The sequence below is a fragment of the Streptomyces sp. ATCC 21386 genome, from assembly GCF_018728545.1.
Taxonomy (GTDB): Bacteria; Actinomycetota; Actinomycetes; order Streptomycetales; family Streptomycetaceae; genus Streptomyces.
In genome coordinates, this window is record NZ_JAAVVL010000001.1 from 9,188,475 (window position 1) to 9,203,336 (window position 14,862).

A 14,862-nucleotide genomic window follows, 5' to 3' on the forward strand; every position below is an offset into this window, starting at 1 on the left:
GTTCCTAATCAGTGAGCAGGAGTGAGTCTTGGACCCATGCCTGGTCACTGCGGACATCCCGAACGGTTGTGGATGTCCTGGTCGCCCGCGTACTCGCCGCGTCCGGCGGCACGGATCGTGTCCGTGGTCCGGGGATGCGGGGGCGGGGTTCCTCACGCCCAGGGGCACGCCGGTCGGCCTGGACGGTCCGATGCCCGTGCGCATCGCTCTGGTGTGCACGGGGCGGTGTCGTCCGTCGCCGGATCGGGTGTCCCTGGGCGCGTCGTCCGATCGCGATGCCGGCCGCATCGTGCCGGGTGGTCCTACGGGTGGGGCCGGCCATCGGTTTTTGCCAGTGCTGGGCACCCCACTTGCTGGTGTAGGCCGGATCCACGGCGATGATCGTGACACCGGTGGTGTCGGCCATGGAGGTCAGCCGGGCGCGGAGCCTGCCTGTCGGCATGCCGGAGATCAGCTGCCGGAATCGGCGCCTGTGCCCGTGTTTCTCTCTGGTCTTCTCGGCCTGGAAGTCGAGGTCTTCGACCGCGATGGCCTTGACGCCGCAGGTGCGGGCCCAGTTCAGCAGCCGTGTGAGGGCGTGCCGTACCTGGGCGTCGCGGTGCTGGGCGGTGCCGGACAGGTACCGACGACAAGACGGAAACCGACGGCCACGGACGGAAGGTCGTCGTCAGACGCAGTCTGGTCACCGTCGAATTGCGGCACCCGGGCGAGCAGACCAAAGATGCAGCAGCGTGCCGGGTACCGCCACCGGCGGCGCTCCGCGAACTGCCGTTACCGGCCTCGGCGTTCGCAGAATCGCGCCCGCGCCCAGGGCTGGCTTCCACCGTCCTTACGGCACCGCGGGGACACCGCCGCCGCCTTGGTGACTCGTATCTGCCACTACGCGCCCGTCTCCGAAATCCACTTGGCGCATTTGGCCTTCGACACCCATTCCATGAGCGCAGGAAGGACTCTCCGTGGCACCGAATACCAGGACGGCTCGCTCGTCGGTACCCATGCCCGCGCCTACCTGCGCACGAAGTGGGGCAGCGCTTGCGTGTACTGCGGCGCCCGGCGTGCCCCCTGAACAGGCGCGACGCCGTCGTCGAAGTTCCCTGCGAAAAAAGCGCTTGAACGCCTACAGCTCGCTTCCTAGAGTGATGGGCACGTGAGAAGGGAGGTGATCGGGTACATGTATGAAACCCGGACGCACGAGGTGGCTGCGGGCTAGCGGCCCTGCACCACACACAGTGCGGTGCCGGACCAGCGCGTGTTGCGCGTGCAGCCGGCCCAATCTCAAGCAGTCACCCGACCCGCAGGCTCGCCGGTACGTCCGGCCGGCTTCTTCGGTCCTTAGGGGCCGGAGGGACCCAGAGCCTGCGGGTCGTCTGCGTTTCGTAGGGCGCAGTATGCTTTCGCCATGCTTCCGATACTCGTTCGACGCCGGCACGTGGACTTCGTGCGCGTCACGAGCATGGGGTGTCGGGTTTCCGTCTGAACCTCGGACCCGGCCCAGCCCTCTTCTCTCACTCTCGGACGCATCCCATGACGAACTCGGCGACGGCATCGTCGTATCTCCAGCTGCCCATCATCGATCTCTCCGCCGCCGATCGCGGGCCCGAAGCGCGGGCGCTGTTGCACGCGCAGTTGCACAGTGCCGCTCATGACGTGGGGTTCTTCCAGCTCGTCGGGCACGGGATCGGGGAGGACGAGATCCGGCGGCTCGACGCGGCCATGCGGGCGTTCTTCGCGTTGCCCGAGGCCGAGCGGCTCGCCCTCGACAACGTCAACTCGCCGCATTTCCGCGGCTACACGCGGACCGGGGACGAGCGGACGGGTGGCAGTCGGGACTGGCGGGACCAGTTGGACATCGGCGCCGAGCGGGCCGTCCGGCGTCCTGGACCCGGGGAGCCCGCGTACTGGTGGCTCCAGGGCCCCAATCAGTGGCCCGCGTCCCTGCCGGAGCTGCGGACCGCCGCGCTCGCGTGGATCGACCGGCTCAGTGCCGTGGCGCAGCGGCTGCTGCGGGAGTTGCTGGTCTCGATCGGTGCGCCCGCCGGTTTCTACGACCCGATCTTCGGGGAGCGGGCCCATCCGCAGCTGAAGCTGGTGCGGTATCCGGGAAGTGCGGGGGACGGGGCCGATCAGGGGGTGGGCGCCCACAAGGACTACGGGTTCCTGACCTTGTTGCTGCAGGACCAGGTCGGTGGGCTCCAGGTGGAGCGGGCGGACGGGCTGTTCCACGACGTGCCGCCGATTCCGGGGGCGTTCGTCGTGAACCTCGGAGAGTTGCTGGAGGTGGCGACGAACGGCTATCTGCTCGCCACCCATCACCGGGTGGTGAGCCCGCCCGGGGCGACCGAGCGGTTCTCCGTGCCGTTCTTCTACAACCCCCGGCTCGACGCCCGGGTGGAGCCGCTGGTCTTTCCGTACGCCTCCACCGCGCCCGGCGTGACCGACGATCCGGGGAATCCGCTGTTCGCCGAGTACGGGTTCAACGAGCTCAAGGGGAAGCTGCGGGCGCATCCGCTGGTCGCCGAGCGGCATCACGCGGGGCTGCTCAGCCCCGCGTGACGGTACGGCCCGTGCCCTAGTGCGCGGCGATGTCGGCGTAGCCCTCGATCTCCTGGGGGCTGCGCGTGCCGGGGCCGACGTAGCGTGCGGAGGGGCGCACGAGGCGGCCGGTGCGCTTCTGTTCGAGGATGTGCGCCGACCAGCCGGCGGTGCGGGCGCAGGTGAACATCGACGTGAACATGTGCGCCGGGACCTCGGCGAAGTCCAGGACGATGGCCGCCCAGAACTCGACGTTGGTGGCGAGGACACGGTCGGGGCGGCGGGCGTGGAGTTCGGCCAGGGCCGCCTTCTCCAGGGCTTCCGCGACCTCGAAGCGGGGGGCGCCGAGGTCGCGGGCGGTGCGGCGCAGGACCCGGGCGCGGGGGTCCTCGGCGCGGTAGACGCGGTGGCCGAAGCCCATGAGGCGTTCGCCCTTGTCGAGGGCCTGCTTGACGTAGGCGTCGGCGTCGCCGGTGCGTTCGATCTCCTCGATCATGCCGAGGACGCGGGAGGGGGCGCCGCCGTGGAGGGGACCGGACATGGCGCCGACGGCGCCGGAGAGGGCGGCGGCGACATCCGCGCCGGTGGAGGCGATGACGCGGGCCGTGAAGGTGGAGGCGTTCATGCCGTGTTCGGCGGCGCTGGTCCAGTAGGCGTCGACGGCCGCCACGTGCTTGGGGTCGGGCTCGCCCCGCCAGCGGATCATGAAGCGTTCGACGACGGACTGGGCCTTGTCGATCTCGCGCTGCGGGACCATGGGCAGGCCCTGGCCGCGGGCGGACTGGGCGACGTAGGAGAGGGCCATGACGGCGGCGCGGGCGAGGTCGGCGCGGGCCTGCTCCTCGTCGATGTCGAGGAGGGGTTTGAGGCCCCAGACGGGGGCGAGCATGGCGAGCGCGGACTGGACGTCGACGCGGATGTCGCCGGAGTGGACGGGGATGGGGAACGGCTCGGCGGGCGGGAGCCCGGGGCGGAAGGCGCCGTCGACGAGGAGGCCCCAGACATTGCCGAAGGAGACGTGGCCGACCAGGTCCTCGATGTCGACGCCCCGGTAGCGGAGGGCGCCGCCTTCCTTGTCCGGTTCGGCGATCTCCGTCTCGAACGCGACGACTCCTTCGAGCCCGGGTACGAAGTCGGACATCAGGCGGCTCCTCTTGATGTGTGCGACAGGCGGTTCCTGCACCATACGCCTGAGTGCCAGGTTTGGGGAGGGTCGGCGGCACTCAGTGCCACTTTCCTCGGGTCCGCCGTTCATACGGCAGGATGACCATGTGAACGATCACGATCCTGCTCTCATGCGCAAGCAGTACCGCGCCGACGGGCTCGACGAGAGCGAGCTGGCCGCCGGCCCCATGGAGCAGTTCGGGCGGTGGTTCCTCCAGGCCGCGCAAGAGGGGGCAGTGTTCGAGCCGAACGCCATGGTGGTGTCGACGGCCGACGCAGAGGGGCGCCCCGCCTCTCGTACGGTGCTGATGAAGGCGTACGACGCGCGCGGCTTCGTCTTCTACACGAACTACGACTCGCGCAAGGCCCGTGACCTGGCGGTGAACCCGTACGTCTCACTGCTCTTCCCCTGGCACGCGCTGGCCCGGCAGGTGATCGTGACGGGGACGGCGGTGCGGACCGGGCGGGACGAGACGGCGGAGTACTTCCGTACGCGGCCGCACGGGTCGCAGCTGGGGGCGTGGGCCAGCGCGCAGTCGTCGGTGATCTCCTCGCGGGCCGAACTGGACGCCACGTACGAGGAGCTGCTCGCGCGCTATCCGGAGGGCGAGCAGGTGCCGGTGCCGCCGCACTGGGGTGGTTTCCGAGTGGTGCCGCAGAGTGTGGAGTTCTGGCAGGGGCGGTGGAACCGGCTGCACGACCGGCTGCGGTACATGGCGGAGCCGGACGGGTCGTGGCGGGTGGAGCGGCTGAGTCCCTGAGGTCGAGCTGCCGAGGCCGCCCTTGATGTCCCGGGGCCGGCTCAGCCCAGTTTCTCGTCGAGGAGGGCCGCCCACTGGGCCACCACCTTGTCGCGGCGGCCGGTGTCGTCGGTGAGGAGGTTGGCGAGGCCGAGGCCGCGGGCCATGTCGAGGAGGCCCTGGACGGTTTCGCGGACGCCGGGGACGGTCTCGTCGGCGCGCAGGAGGTCGACGGCGATGCGGTGGGTCTCGCGGCCGACGCGGGCTTCGAGTTCGGTGACGCGGGAGCGGAGCTGTTCCTCGTTGGAGGCGGCGACCCAGAGGTGCAGAGCGGCGCGGAAGAGGGGGCCGGTGAAGAGGTCGACGACGGCGGCGACGACGGCCCGGCGGTCGGCTGTGCCCTCGGGGAAGAGGGCGCGCAGGGCGAGGGAGCGTTCTTCGGCGACGTACTCGACGGCGGCGGTGAACAGGTCCTCGCGGGTGCGGAAGTGGTGCTGGGCGGCGCCCCGGGAGACGCCGGCGCGTTCGGCGACGACGGAGACGGTGGAGCCGGCCCAGCCGTGTTCGGCGAGACAGGCGACGGCGGCTTCCAGGAGGCGCTGACGGGTGACGCGGCTGCGGTCCTGCTTGGGGCCGCGATCCACACCAGGGCCTGTTTCCATCATGCTCACAACACCCATCCCGGGTCCCGTCCTTCGAGGAACGCCGTCATGCCCTCGCGGGCGTCGGCGGAGGCGAACAGCCGGGACGAGAGGCTGGTCAGTTCACCCGCGTCCAGGTCGAAGTTCTCCAGCACCTTAGCCGTGAGCAGGCGTTTCGTCTCCGCCAGGGCCCTCGGTGAGGCCCGGCGCAGTCCGTCGAGGACGGGGGCGAGGACGTCGTCGACATCGTCCCCGGCGGCCGTGAGCAGGCCGATGCGGGCGGCCTCGGCGGGGCCGAACCGCTCGCCGGTGAGGGAGTAGCGGGCGAGGGCGCGCGGGTCGGTGCGGGGGCGCAGGGTGAGGGAGATGACGGCGGGCGCGACGCCGATGCGGACCTCGGTGAGGGCGAAGGTGGCCTCGGGTCCGGCGGCGGCGATGTCGCAGGCGCCGAGCAGGCCGAGGCCGCCCGCGCGGACGTGGCCGGTGACGCGGGCGACGACGGGCCTGGGCAGTTCGAGGAGCTGGCGGAGCAGCGTGACCATGGCTTTCGGGTCGGGCGGATCGCGCAGGTCGGCGCCCGCGCAGAACGTGTTCCCGGTGTGGGTGAGGACGACGGCGCGTACGTCGTCGTCCTCGCCGCACCGGGTGAGCGCGTCCGACAGCTCCCCCACCAGCCTCGCCGAGAGGGCGTTGCGGTTGGCCGGGGAGTCGAGGGCGAGGGTGGCGACGCCCCGGTCGTGGACACGGTGGATCAGGTCGGTCACAGGCGTTCCCTGAGTTCGCGGCGGAGGATCTTCCCGGAGGCCGCGCGGGGCACGTCGGCGATGAAGGTGACGTGGCGGACGCGTTTGTAGGGGGCGACGCGTTCGGCGACGTACATCATCACCTCGCCCTCGGAGAGGTCCCGCGCGGTGGGCCGGCGGACGACGAAGGCGTGCGGCACCTCGTTGCCGTCGTCGTTGTAGTGGCCGATGACGGCGGCGTCGGCGATGCCGGGGTGGGTGACGAGGAGGGCTTCGAGTTCGGCGGGGGCGACCTGGAAGCCCTTGTACTTGATCAGCTCCTTGACCCGGTCGACGACGTACAGCCAGCCGTCGGCGTCGACATGGCCGATGTCACCGGTGGCGAGCCAGCCGTCGGCGTCGATCATGTCGGCGGTGTCCCGGGGTCGGCCCAGGTAGCCCTTCATGACCTGCGGGCCCCGGATGACGATCTCGCCGGGTTCGCCGACGCCGACCTCCTTGCCGGGGTCGTCGAGGGAGACGATCCGCATCTCGGTGCCGGCGATGAGTTTGCCGACGGTGCCGGGGGGCGCGACGGCGGCCTGGACGAGGGGGACCAGGTGGGAGCAGGGCGAGAGTTCGGTCATGCCGTAGCCCTGGACGACGGGCGGCAGGGAGAGACGGGCGGAGCAGGCGGCGGCGAGCGTCGCGTCGAGGGGTGCGGCGGCGGAGAGGATGTGCCGGACCGTGGAGAGGTCGTAGCGCTCGGCGGCCGGGTGCTTGGCGAGGGCGAGGACGATCGGCGGGGCCACGTAGAGGTGGGTGATGCGGTGGTCGGCGATCGCCTTGAGGTAGCCCTCCAGGTCGAAGCGGGGCAGGACGACGACCGTGGCACCGAGCCGCAGCGGGGCGTTCATCAGGGCCGTGAGCCCATAGATGTGGAAGAACGGCAGTACGGCGAGGATGCGGTCGCCGGGGCCGGCCGGCATGACCGGTTCGAGCTGGGCGAGGTTGGTGGCGATGGACCGGTGGGTGAGCATGACGCCCTTGGGGACACCGGTCGTGCCGGAGGAGTACGGGAGCGCCGCGAGGTCCGTCACCGGGTCGATGTCGACGGCCGGTTCGGGGGCGGCGGAGGCGAGCATGTCGATCAGCGAGCGGTGGCCCGGGGCGCTGTCGCAGACGAAGATCTCCCGTACGCCGCCGACGCGTTCGGCGGCGGCGCGGGCGGTCTCCAGGAGCGGTGAGACGGTGACGATCCAGCTCGCCCCGGAGTCCTGGAGCTGTTTGGCCAGCTCGGCGGGGGTGGCCAGCGGGTGCACGGTGGTGACGGTGGCGCCCGCGCGGGTGGCGGCGTAGAACGCCGTCGGGTAGGCGATCGTGTTGGGGCTGTGCAGGGCGAGGACGTCGCCCTTGCGGACGCCCGCCTCGGCGAACGCGGCCGCGAGCCGGCGGTGGAAGCGGTCCAGTTGTTCGTAGGTGAGGGTGGTGCCGTCGACTCCGTCGATCAGCGCGGGCAGCTCGCCGAACTCGGGGGCGCGGCCCAGGACGGCTTCGTGGATGGGGAGTTCGAGGGGCAGGACGTCTGCGTACTCGCTGCGGAACATGGTTCCTCCTCGCGCCGCACGGTGCCGGTCAGTACGACTTCGGCAGGCCCAGGGTCTGGTGGGAGATGTAGTTGAGAATCATCTCCCGGCTCACCGGCGCGATACGAGACACGCGCGCGGCCGTAATCAGCGAGGCGAGGCCGAACTCGGCGGTGAGGCCGTTGCCGCCGAGGGTGTGCACGGCCTGGTCGACGGCCTTCACACAGGCCTCGGCCGCCGCGTACTTGGCCATGTTGGCGGCCTCGCCGGCCGCCGCGTCGTCGCCCGCGTCGTAGAGGTGGGCCGCCTTCTGCGTCACCAGACGGGCCAGTTCGAGTTCGATGTGGGACTGGGCGAGAGGGTGGGCGATCGCCTGGTGGGCGCCGATGGGCTGGCGCCAGACCGTGCGGTCGCGGGCGTACTCGACGGCCTTGGCGAGGGCGTACCGGGCCATGCCGATGGCGAAGGCGGCGGTCATGATCCGCTCGGGGTTGAGGCCGGCGAACAGTTGGAGGAGACCGGCGTTCTCGTCGCCGACCAGGGCGTCGGCGGGGAGCCGGATGTCGTCGAAGCTCAGCTCGAACTGCTTCTCGGCGGCGCGCAGTTCCATGTCGATCCGGCGGTACTCGAAGCCGGGGGTGTCCGTGGGGACGATGAAGAGGCAGGGCTTGAGGGTGCCAGTGCGGGCGTCCTCGGTGCGGCCGACGATGAGGACGGCGTCCGCCCGGTCGACGCCGGAGATGAAGACCTTGCGGCCCGTGAGCAGCCAGTCTCCGGTTTCGTCGCGGCGGGCGGTGGTGGTGATGCGGTGGCTGTTGGAGCCGGCGTCGGGTTCGGTGATGCCGAAGGCCATGAGGCTGGTGCCGTTCGCCAGGGCGGGCAGCCAGGTCTGCCGCTGGGCCTTGGTGCCGAAGCGGGCGATGACGGTGCCGCAGATGGCGGGAGACACGATCATCATGAGCAGGGGGCAGCCTGCGGCGCCCAACTCTTCGAGTATGATGGAGAGTTCGGCTATTCCACCGCCTCCGCCGCCGTACTCCTCGGGGAGGTTGACGCCCAGGTAGCCGAGTTTGGCGGCCTCGGTCCAGAGTTCGTCGGGGTGGCGTTCTTCTCTGTTGATCGTGGTGATGTAGTCGCGGCCGTAGCGTTTTCCGAGGGCGGAGACGGCGGCTCGTAGGGCTTTGTGTTCTTCGGATTCCAGGATCGGGGACATGTTCGGGGGCTCCTAAGGGGGAGGGTCCGTTCGTCGGTCGGAGGGTGCGGGTTGGTGGGGGCGTGTCGCGCAGTTCCCCGCGCCCCTTCAGGTCGGCTGCTGTTCGACCACGGCCAAGAGGGCGCCCATCTCCACCTGCTGTCCTGGCGTCGCGTGGAGGGCCGTCAGGGTGCCCGTCGTCGGGGCCGTGATCTTGTGTTCCATCTTCATCGCCTCCAGCCAGAGGAGGGGTTGGCCCGCTTCCACCGCTGAGCCTGGCTTCACGTGGTCCGCCACGCGGACGACCGTGCCCGGCATGGGGGCCAGGAGGGAGCCGGGGGGCTGTTGGGTGGTGGGGTCGGGGAAGCGGGGGACGGCGGTGAGGGTGGTGGTGTTGACGTAGATGCGGTCGCCGTGGCGGGTGACGTCGAACTTCCGCCGGACGCCGTCCACTTCGAGGACGACGCAGCGGGGGTCGACGTTGACGACACGGACCCCGTCCGCCTCGGGGCCGTTCCTGGTGTGGCGGTAGCGGGCCTCGTGCTCCTCCCCCGCCATCAGGTAGCGCTTGGTCTGGGGCTGGGAGGGCACGTTGCGCCAGCCCCCGAAGCGGGGGTGGCCCCCGGCGGCGGCGTCGGCCAGGGCGGCGGCCAGCGGGGCGTGCGGGTCGGGGGTCCCGGTGGTCAGGGCGGAAAGGTGGCGGTCGTAGAAGCCCGTGTCCATGCGGGCGGTCGTGAACTCCTCGTGGCGCAGGGAGTTCACCAGCAGGGCCCGGTTCGTGGTCGGGCCGTGGATCGTCGCCCGTTCCAGGGCGCCCGCCAGCCTGCGGATCGCCTCCGCCCGGGTGGGGGCGTGGGCGATCAGCTTGGCGAGCATCGGATCGTAGTGGACGCCGATCGTGTCGCCGTCCTCGTAACCGGTGTCCAGGCGGACGCCCCCGGGGACAGCCAGTCGGTGCAGGGTGCCGGTCTGCGGTGCCCAGTCGCGGGCCGGGTCCTCGGCGTACAGGCGGGCCTCGATCGCGTGGCCGCGTGCGGGTGGGGGGTCGGCGGGCAGGGCGTGGCCCTCGGCGACGCGGATCTGTTCGGCGACCAGGTCGAGGCCGAAGACGGCTTCGGTCACCGGGTGTTCGACCTGGAGGCGGGTGTTCATCTCCAGGAAGTGGGCCCGGCCGGCGGAGACGAGGAACTCGACGGTGCCCGCGCCGACGTAGTCGACGGCGCGCGCGGCGCGTACGGCCAGCGTGTGGAGTTCCTCGGTGAGCGCGTCGGGCAGGGCGGGGGCCGGGGCCTCCTCGATCACCTTCTGGTGGCGGCGTTGCAGGGAGCAGTCGCGGGTGCCCAGCGGCCAGACGGTGCCGTGGGTGTCGGCGAGGATCTGGACCTCGACGTGACGGCCGTTCTCCAGATACGGCTCGACGAAGACCTCGCCGTCACCGAAGGCGCTCGCGGCCTCGGCGCGGGCGCTCTCCAGGGCGGTGGGCAGGTCTGCCAGGTGGCGTACGACGCGCATGCCGCGGCCGCCGCCGCCCGCCGCCGCCTTCACCAGGACCGGCAGGTCGTCCTCGGTGACCTCGGCCGCGTCCAGGGGGGCCAGGCCCATGAGTTGCTTGGCGCGGGTCTTGGACGCCATCGCCTCGATCGCCTCGGGGGGCGGGCCGATCCAGACGAGGCCCGCGTCCCGGACGGCACGGGCGAAGTCGGGGTTCTCGGAGAGGAAGCCGTAGCCGGGGTGGACGGCGTCGGCGCCTGCGGCGAGGGCCGCCTTCACGATCAGGTCGCCGCGCAGATAGGTGTCGGCGGGGGCCGCGCCCGGCACCCGTACGGCCTTGTCGGCCACGCGTGTGTGCAGGGCGTTCGCGTCGGCGTCGGAGTGCACGGCGACCGTGCGGATGCCCAGGTCGGCGCAGGTGCGGAAGATGCGGCAGGCGATCTCGCCGCGGTTGGCGACGAGGACGGAGTCGATCGTCTGGATCACTGGTGCGGTCACGGGAGACATCAAGGGAGACAACCTCACATCCGGAAGACGCCGAAGCCGCCACGCGCGCCCTCGTAGGGGGCCGTGTGGATCGCGGACAGGCACAGGCCGAGGACGGTGCGGGTGTCGCGGGGGTCGATGACCCCGTCGTCGTACAGCCGTCCGGACAGGAACATCGGGAGCGACTCGGACTCGATCTGCTGCTCCACCATCGCGCGCAGCGCGGCGTCGGCGTCCTCGTCGTACGGCTGTCCCTTCGCGGCGGCCGACTGGCGGGCCACGATCGACAGGACGCCCGCCAGTTGCTGCGGGCCCATCACGGCGGACTTGGCGCTGGGCCAGGCGAAGAGGAAGCGGGGGTCGTAGGCGCGGCCGCACATGCCGTAGTGGCCTGCGCCGTACGACGCGCCCATGAGGACGGACAGGTGGGGCACCCGGCTGTTGCTCACCGCGTTGATCATCATCGCGCCGTGCTTGATGATGCCGCCCTGCTCGTACTCCTTGCCGACCATGTAGCCGGTGGTGTTGTGCAGGAAGAGGAGGGGGATGTCGCGCTGGTTGGCGAGCTGGATGAACTGGGCGGCCTTCTGGGACTCCTCGCTGAAGAGGACCCCTTGGGCGTTGGCGAGGATGCCGACGGGATAGCCGTGCAGGGTGGCCCAGCCGGTGGTGAGGCTGGTGCCGTACAGGGGCTTGAACTCGTCGAAGTCGGAGGCGTCGACGATCCGGGCGATGACCTCGCGGGGGTCGAAGGGCGCCTTCAGGTCGCCCGGGACGATGCCGAGCAGTTCCTCGGCGTCGTACTTGGGGGGCTGGACCAGGTGCGGGTCCGGATCGGCGTACGCCTTGCGGTGGTTGAGGCGGGCGACGACCCGGCGGGCCTGGCGCAGGGCGTCCGGCTCGTCGACGGCGAAGTGGTCGGCGAGGCCCGACACGCGCGCGTGCATCTCGGCGCCGCCGAGGGACTCGTCGTCGCTCTCCTCGCCGGTGGCCATCTTGACGAGAGGCGGGCCGCCGAGGAACACCTTCGCGCGTTCCTTGACCATGATCACGTGGTCGGACATGCCGGGGATGTAGGCCCCACCGGCGGTGGAGTTGCCGAAGACGACGGCGATGGTGGGGATCCCGGCGGCGGAGAGCCGGGTGAGGTCGCGGAAGATCGCGCCGCCGGGGATGAAGATCTCCTTCTGGGAGGGGAGATCGGCTCCGCCGGACTCGACGAGGCTGATGCAGGGCAGGCGGTTGGCGAGCGCGATGTCGTTCGCGCGGAGGGCCTTCTTCAGGCTCCACGGGTTGCTCGCGCCGCCGCGTACGGTCGGGTCGTTGGCGGTGATCAGGCACTCGACGCCCTCGACGACCCCGATGCCGGTGACGAGCGAGGCGCCGACCGTGTACTCGCTGCCCCAGGCGGCGAGCGGCGACAGTTCGAGGAAGGGCGTGTCGGGGTCAAGCAGCAGTTCGATGCGCTCGCGGGCGAGGAGCTTGCCGCGCGCCCGGTGCCGTTGGACGTACTTCTCGCCCCCACCCGCCAGCGCCCTGGCGTGCTCGGCGGTCAGCGCGTCCAGCTTGGCGAGCATGGCCTCGCGGTTGGCCCGGTGGTCCGAAGCCGCCGTGTCCAGGGCCGAGTTGATGATCGTCACAGCAGGGCCTCCGGTATGTCCAGGTGGCGGGAGCGGAGCCATTCGCCGAGGGCCTTGGCCTGGGGGTCGAAGCGGGCCTGCGAGGCGACGCCCTCGCCGAGGATGCCGGCGATCTCGAAGTTGAGGGCGCGCAGGTTGGGCAGCGTGTGCCGGGTGACCGGCAGGTCGGCCGTCTCCGGGAGGAGCGCGCGGAGCCGGTCGGTGGTGAGGGTGTGGGCCAGCCACCGCCACGCTTCGTCCGTGCGGGCCCAGAGGCCGATGTTGGCGTCGCCGCCCTTGTCGCCGCTGCGGGCGCCGGCGACGAGACCGAGGGGCGCGCGGCGGGTGGGGAGGCCGGGCGGCAGCGGCTCCGGGAGGGCCGGTTCGTCGACCGGTCGCAGGGGGAGGGTGTCGTCGCCCGGCGGCACGGGCAGCCGGCGGCCGTCGTGGAGGACGGCCACGTGCCGCACGGTGTCCCGGGCGACGTGGGCCGCCTCGAACACCCCGTAGGGGGCGCCCTTTCCGGGTGGGGCCAGGACGTGGAAGCCGGGGTAGCTCGCGAGGGCCAGCTCGACGGCGGCTCCGCTGAGGGCCCGGCCGACGGTGGCCTGGTCCGGGTCTCGGACGACGAGGCGGAGGAGGGCGCTGGCGGTCTCCTCGGTGCGGGCGTCGGGGTGGTCGGTGCGGGCCAGCTCCCAATCCACCTGCGCCGGACGGGACTTGGCGGCGGCGAGCGCGGTCTCCAGCTGGTCGCGGACGAGGGCGGCCTTGCGTTCGATCTCCAGGCCGGTCAGGACGAAGGTGACCTCGTTGCGGAAGCCGCCGAGCCGGTTGAGGCCGACCTTGAGGGTCGGGGGCGGGGCCTCGCCGCGTACGCCGTGGACGCGGACCCGGTCGGGGCCGTCCTGGGTGAGGCTGACCGTGTCGAGGCGAGCGGTGACGTCGGGGCCCGCGTACCGGGCACCGCCCGTCTCGTAGAGGAGCTGCGCGGTGGCCGTGCCGATGTCGACGAGGCCACCGGTGCCGGGGTGCTTGGTGATCACGGCCGAGCCGTCGGCGTGGAGTTCGGCGAGGGGGAAGCCGGGGTGGCGCAGGGCGGCCGGGGTCGACTCGTGGAAGAACGCGTAGTTGCCGCCGGTCGCCTGCGCCCCGCACTCCAGGACGTGCCCGGCGACGACGGCGCCCGCGAGGCGGTCGTACTCCCCCGGCCCCCAGCCGAAGTGCGCGGCGGCGGGCCCGGTCACCAGGGCGGCGTCCGTGACCCGGCCGGTGACCACGACGTCGGCGCCCTCCCGCAGACAGGCCGCGATGCCGAAGCCGCCGAGGTAGGCATGGGCGGCGAGGGTGCCGGCGTGGGCGGCGGTGAGGTCGTCGCCCTCGACGTGGGCGACGCGGACGGGGATGCCGAGCCGGGCCGCCAACTCCCGTACGGCGTCGGCGAGTCCGGCGGGGTTGAGTCCGCCCGCGTTGGCGACGATCCGCACGCCCCGCTCGTGCGCGAGCCCAAGACACTCCTCCAACTGGCGCAGGAACGTGCGGGCGTACCCGGCCGCGGGGTCCTTCAGGCGGTCGCGGCCGAGGATGAGCATGGTCAGCTCGGCCAGATAGTCGCCGGTGAGGACGTCGAGTTCACCGCCGGTGAGCATCTCGCGCATGGCGTCGAAGCGGTCGCCGTAGAAGCCGGAGGCGTTGCCTATGCGGAGGGGGGCCGCCGTCACGGGGTGGCTCCCTTGGCCGCGCGTCCGGTGCCGGGCGGGCCCGCGAAGGCCTGGGCGATGTCCAGCCAGCGGTCGGCGTCCGCGCCTTCGGCGCGCAGGGCGAGGTCGGCGCGGTGGGCGCGCTGGGTGACCAGGAGGCAGAGGTCGAGGGCGGGGCCGGTGACGCGGTCGGTCGCGTCCTCGGGGCCGTACGTCCACAACTCGCCTGTGGGGCTGGTCAGTTCGACGCGGAACTCCTCGAAGGGCGGGGTCAGTCCGTGCACCCCGAAGGCGAAGTCGCGGGTGCGGATGCCGAGTCGGGTGATGTGGCGGAGGCGGTCGCCGGGGCTGATCCGGGGGACGCCCAGCGCGTCGGCGACGTCCAGGCCGTGGGCCCAGGTCTCCATGAGGCGGGCGGTTGCCATGGAGGCGGTGGACATGGGCGGGCCGTACCAGGGGAACCGCGCGCCCTTGGGCGCCGCGCGCAGGGCGGCCTCCAAGGCCTCGCGGCCGGCCCGCCAGTTCGCGAGCAGCTCGGCGGGCGGCTTCTCCGCGCCTTCCTCGGCGCCCCGGTCGACGAAGTCTCCGGGCGAGGTCAGCGCGCTCTCGACCTCGCGGGCGAAGGCGGCCTGGTCGGTCACCGCCAGCACGGAGGAGTGGTCCGTCCAGGCGAGGTGGGCGATCTGGTGGGCGACGCTCCAGCCGGGCGCGGGCGTCGCGAGCGCCCACCGCTCCGGGCTCAACTCGGCCACGAGGAGGTCGAGTTCCTCACTCTCGGCACGGAGATCGTCGATCACGGGCGTGGGGTCGGCCATGGGGGGAGCATGGCAGCGGACGGATAAACAATCAAGCGTGCTTGCATTTTTGCGGGATGAATTCGAGACCACTGCCCGGGATGGAAGGTGTCGACGTAAGGGGCAATAGCGGCTACAGACCTGACTTAGTCCATTGCTTTGCACTTTCAAGTCCTCCATAATGAACGACGTGACACT

12 protein-coding genes and 1 pseudogene are annotated in these 14,862 nt (G+C 71.6%); 3 read left to right on the top strand and 10 right to left on the bottom strand.

Annotation, left to right across the window (positions count from 1 at the left end; translation table 11 throughout):
* Positions 1–4: 4 nt before the first annotated feature.
* A pseudogene (locus GWK25_RS44105) lies at positions 5–619 on the bottom strand (IS200/IS605 family accessory protein TnpB-related protein); the annotation flags it as partial.
* 102 nt (positions 620–721) lie between these two features.
* Here GWK25_RS44105 and GWK25_RS44415 point away from each other — a divergent pair.
* Positions 722–1,066, top strand: a complete 345-nt coding sequence (locus tag GWK25_RS44415) for an RRXRR domain-containing protein (RefSeq protein WP_215456269.1) — start codon at positions 722–724, stop codon at positions 1,064–1,066.
* Positions 1,067–1,524: 458 nt separating this feature from the next.
* Positions 1,525–2,553 (top strand): isopenicillin N synthase family oxygenase, encoded by a 1,029-nt coding sequence (locus tag GWK25_RS39300; protein WP_215456270.1) that lies wholly within the window; start codon positions 1,525–1,527, stop codon positions 2,551–2,553.
* A gap of 16 nt (positions 2,554–2,569) precedes the next feature.
* On the opposite strand, the gene GWK25_RS39305 is transcribed toward GWK25_RS39300, so the two are convergent.
* Positions 2,570–3,673 carry a citrate synthase 2 gene (locus GWK25_RS39305; RefSeq protein ID WP_045556076.1) on the bottom strand — a complete coding sequence of 368 codons (1,104 nt, stop codon included), beginning with the start codon at positions 3,671–3,673 and terminating at the stop codon, positions 2,570–2,572.
* Positions 3,674–3,827: 154 nt separating this feature from the next.
* Here GWK25_RS39305 and pdxH point away from each other — a divergent pair, with 154 nt between their 5' ends.
* Positions 3,828–4,457, top strand: a complete 630-nt coding sequence (pdxH, locus tag GWK25_RS39310; protein WP_215456271.1) for a pyridoxamine 5'-phosphate oxidase — start codon at positions 3,828–3,830, stop codon at positions 4,455–4,457.
* A gap of 41 nt (positions 4,458–4,498) precedes the next feature.
* Here the strand turns inward: pdxH and GWK25_RS39315 are convergent, their stop codons facing one another.
* The 8 genes from GWK25_RS39315 to GWK25_RS39350 all read right to left on the bottom strand — a co-directional run bounded on the left by GWK25_RS39315 (position 4,499) and on the right by GWK25_RS39350 (position 14,685).
* Entirely contained in the window at positions 4,499–5,116 is a 618-nt protein-coding gene (locus GWK25_RS39315; RefSeq protein ID WP_215456272.1) for a TetR/AcrR family transcriptional regulator, read from the bottom strand.
* The gene (locus tag GWK25_RS39320) at positions 5,104–5,841 is read right to left on the bottom strand and encodes an enoyl-CoA hydratase family protein (protein ID WP_215456273.1); all 738 of its coding nucleotides are present in this window, start codon (positions 5,839–5,841) and stop codon (positions 5,104–5,106) included. Before GWK25_RS39320 ends, GWK25_RS39315 begins: the two co-directional genes overlap by 13 nt.
* On the bottom strand, positions 5,838–7,406 hold the full coding sequence (locus GWK25_RS39325) for a 4-coumarate--CoA ligase family protein (protein WP_215456274.1): 1,569 nt from the start codon (positions 7,404–7,406) through the stop codon (positions 5,838–5,840). Before GWK25_RS39325 ends, GWK25_RS39320 begins: the two co-directional genes overlap by 4 nt.
* A 28-nt stretch (positions 7,407–7,434) precedes the next feature.
* Complete coding sequence (locus GWK25_RS39330) at positions 7,435–8,598, bottom strand: acyl-CoA dehydrogenase family protein (RefSeq protein WP_215456275.1); 1,164 nt, start codon at positions 8,596–8,598, stop codon at positions 7,435–7,437.
* Between the two features lie 87 nt (positions 8,599–8,685).
* A complete protein-coding gene (locus GWK25_RS39335; RefSeq protein ID WP_374200673.1) occupies positions 8,686–10,566 on the bottom strand; it encodes a biotin carboxylase N-terminal domain-containing protein in 1,881 nt (626 codons plus the stop codon).
* Between the two features lie 23 nt (positions 10,567–10,589).
* Positions 10,590–12,194 (bottom strand): acyl-CoA carboxylase subunit beta, encoded by a 1,605-nt coding sequence (locus GWK25_RS39340; protein ID WP_215456277.1) that lies wholly within the window; start codon positions 12,192–12,194, stop codon positions 10,590–10,592.
* Entirely contained in the window at positions 12,191–13,891 is a 1,701-nt protein-coding gene (locus GWK25_RS39345; RefSeq protein WP_215456278.1) for an acyclic terpene utilization AtuA family protein, read from the bottom strand. Before GWK25_RS39345 ends, GWK25_RS39340 begins: the two co-directional genes overlap by 4 nt.
* On the bottom strand, positions 13,888–14,685 hold the full coding sequence (locus tag GWK25_RS39350) for a TIGR03084 family metal-binding protein (protein ID WP_215456279.1): 798 nt from the start codon (positions 14,683–14,685) through the stop codon (positions 13,888–13,890). Before GWK25_RS39350 ends, GWK25_RS39345 begins: the two co-directional genes overlap by 4 nt.
* Positions 14,686–14,862 lie beyond the last annotated feature (177 nt).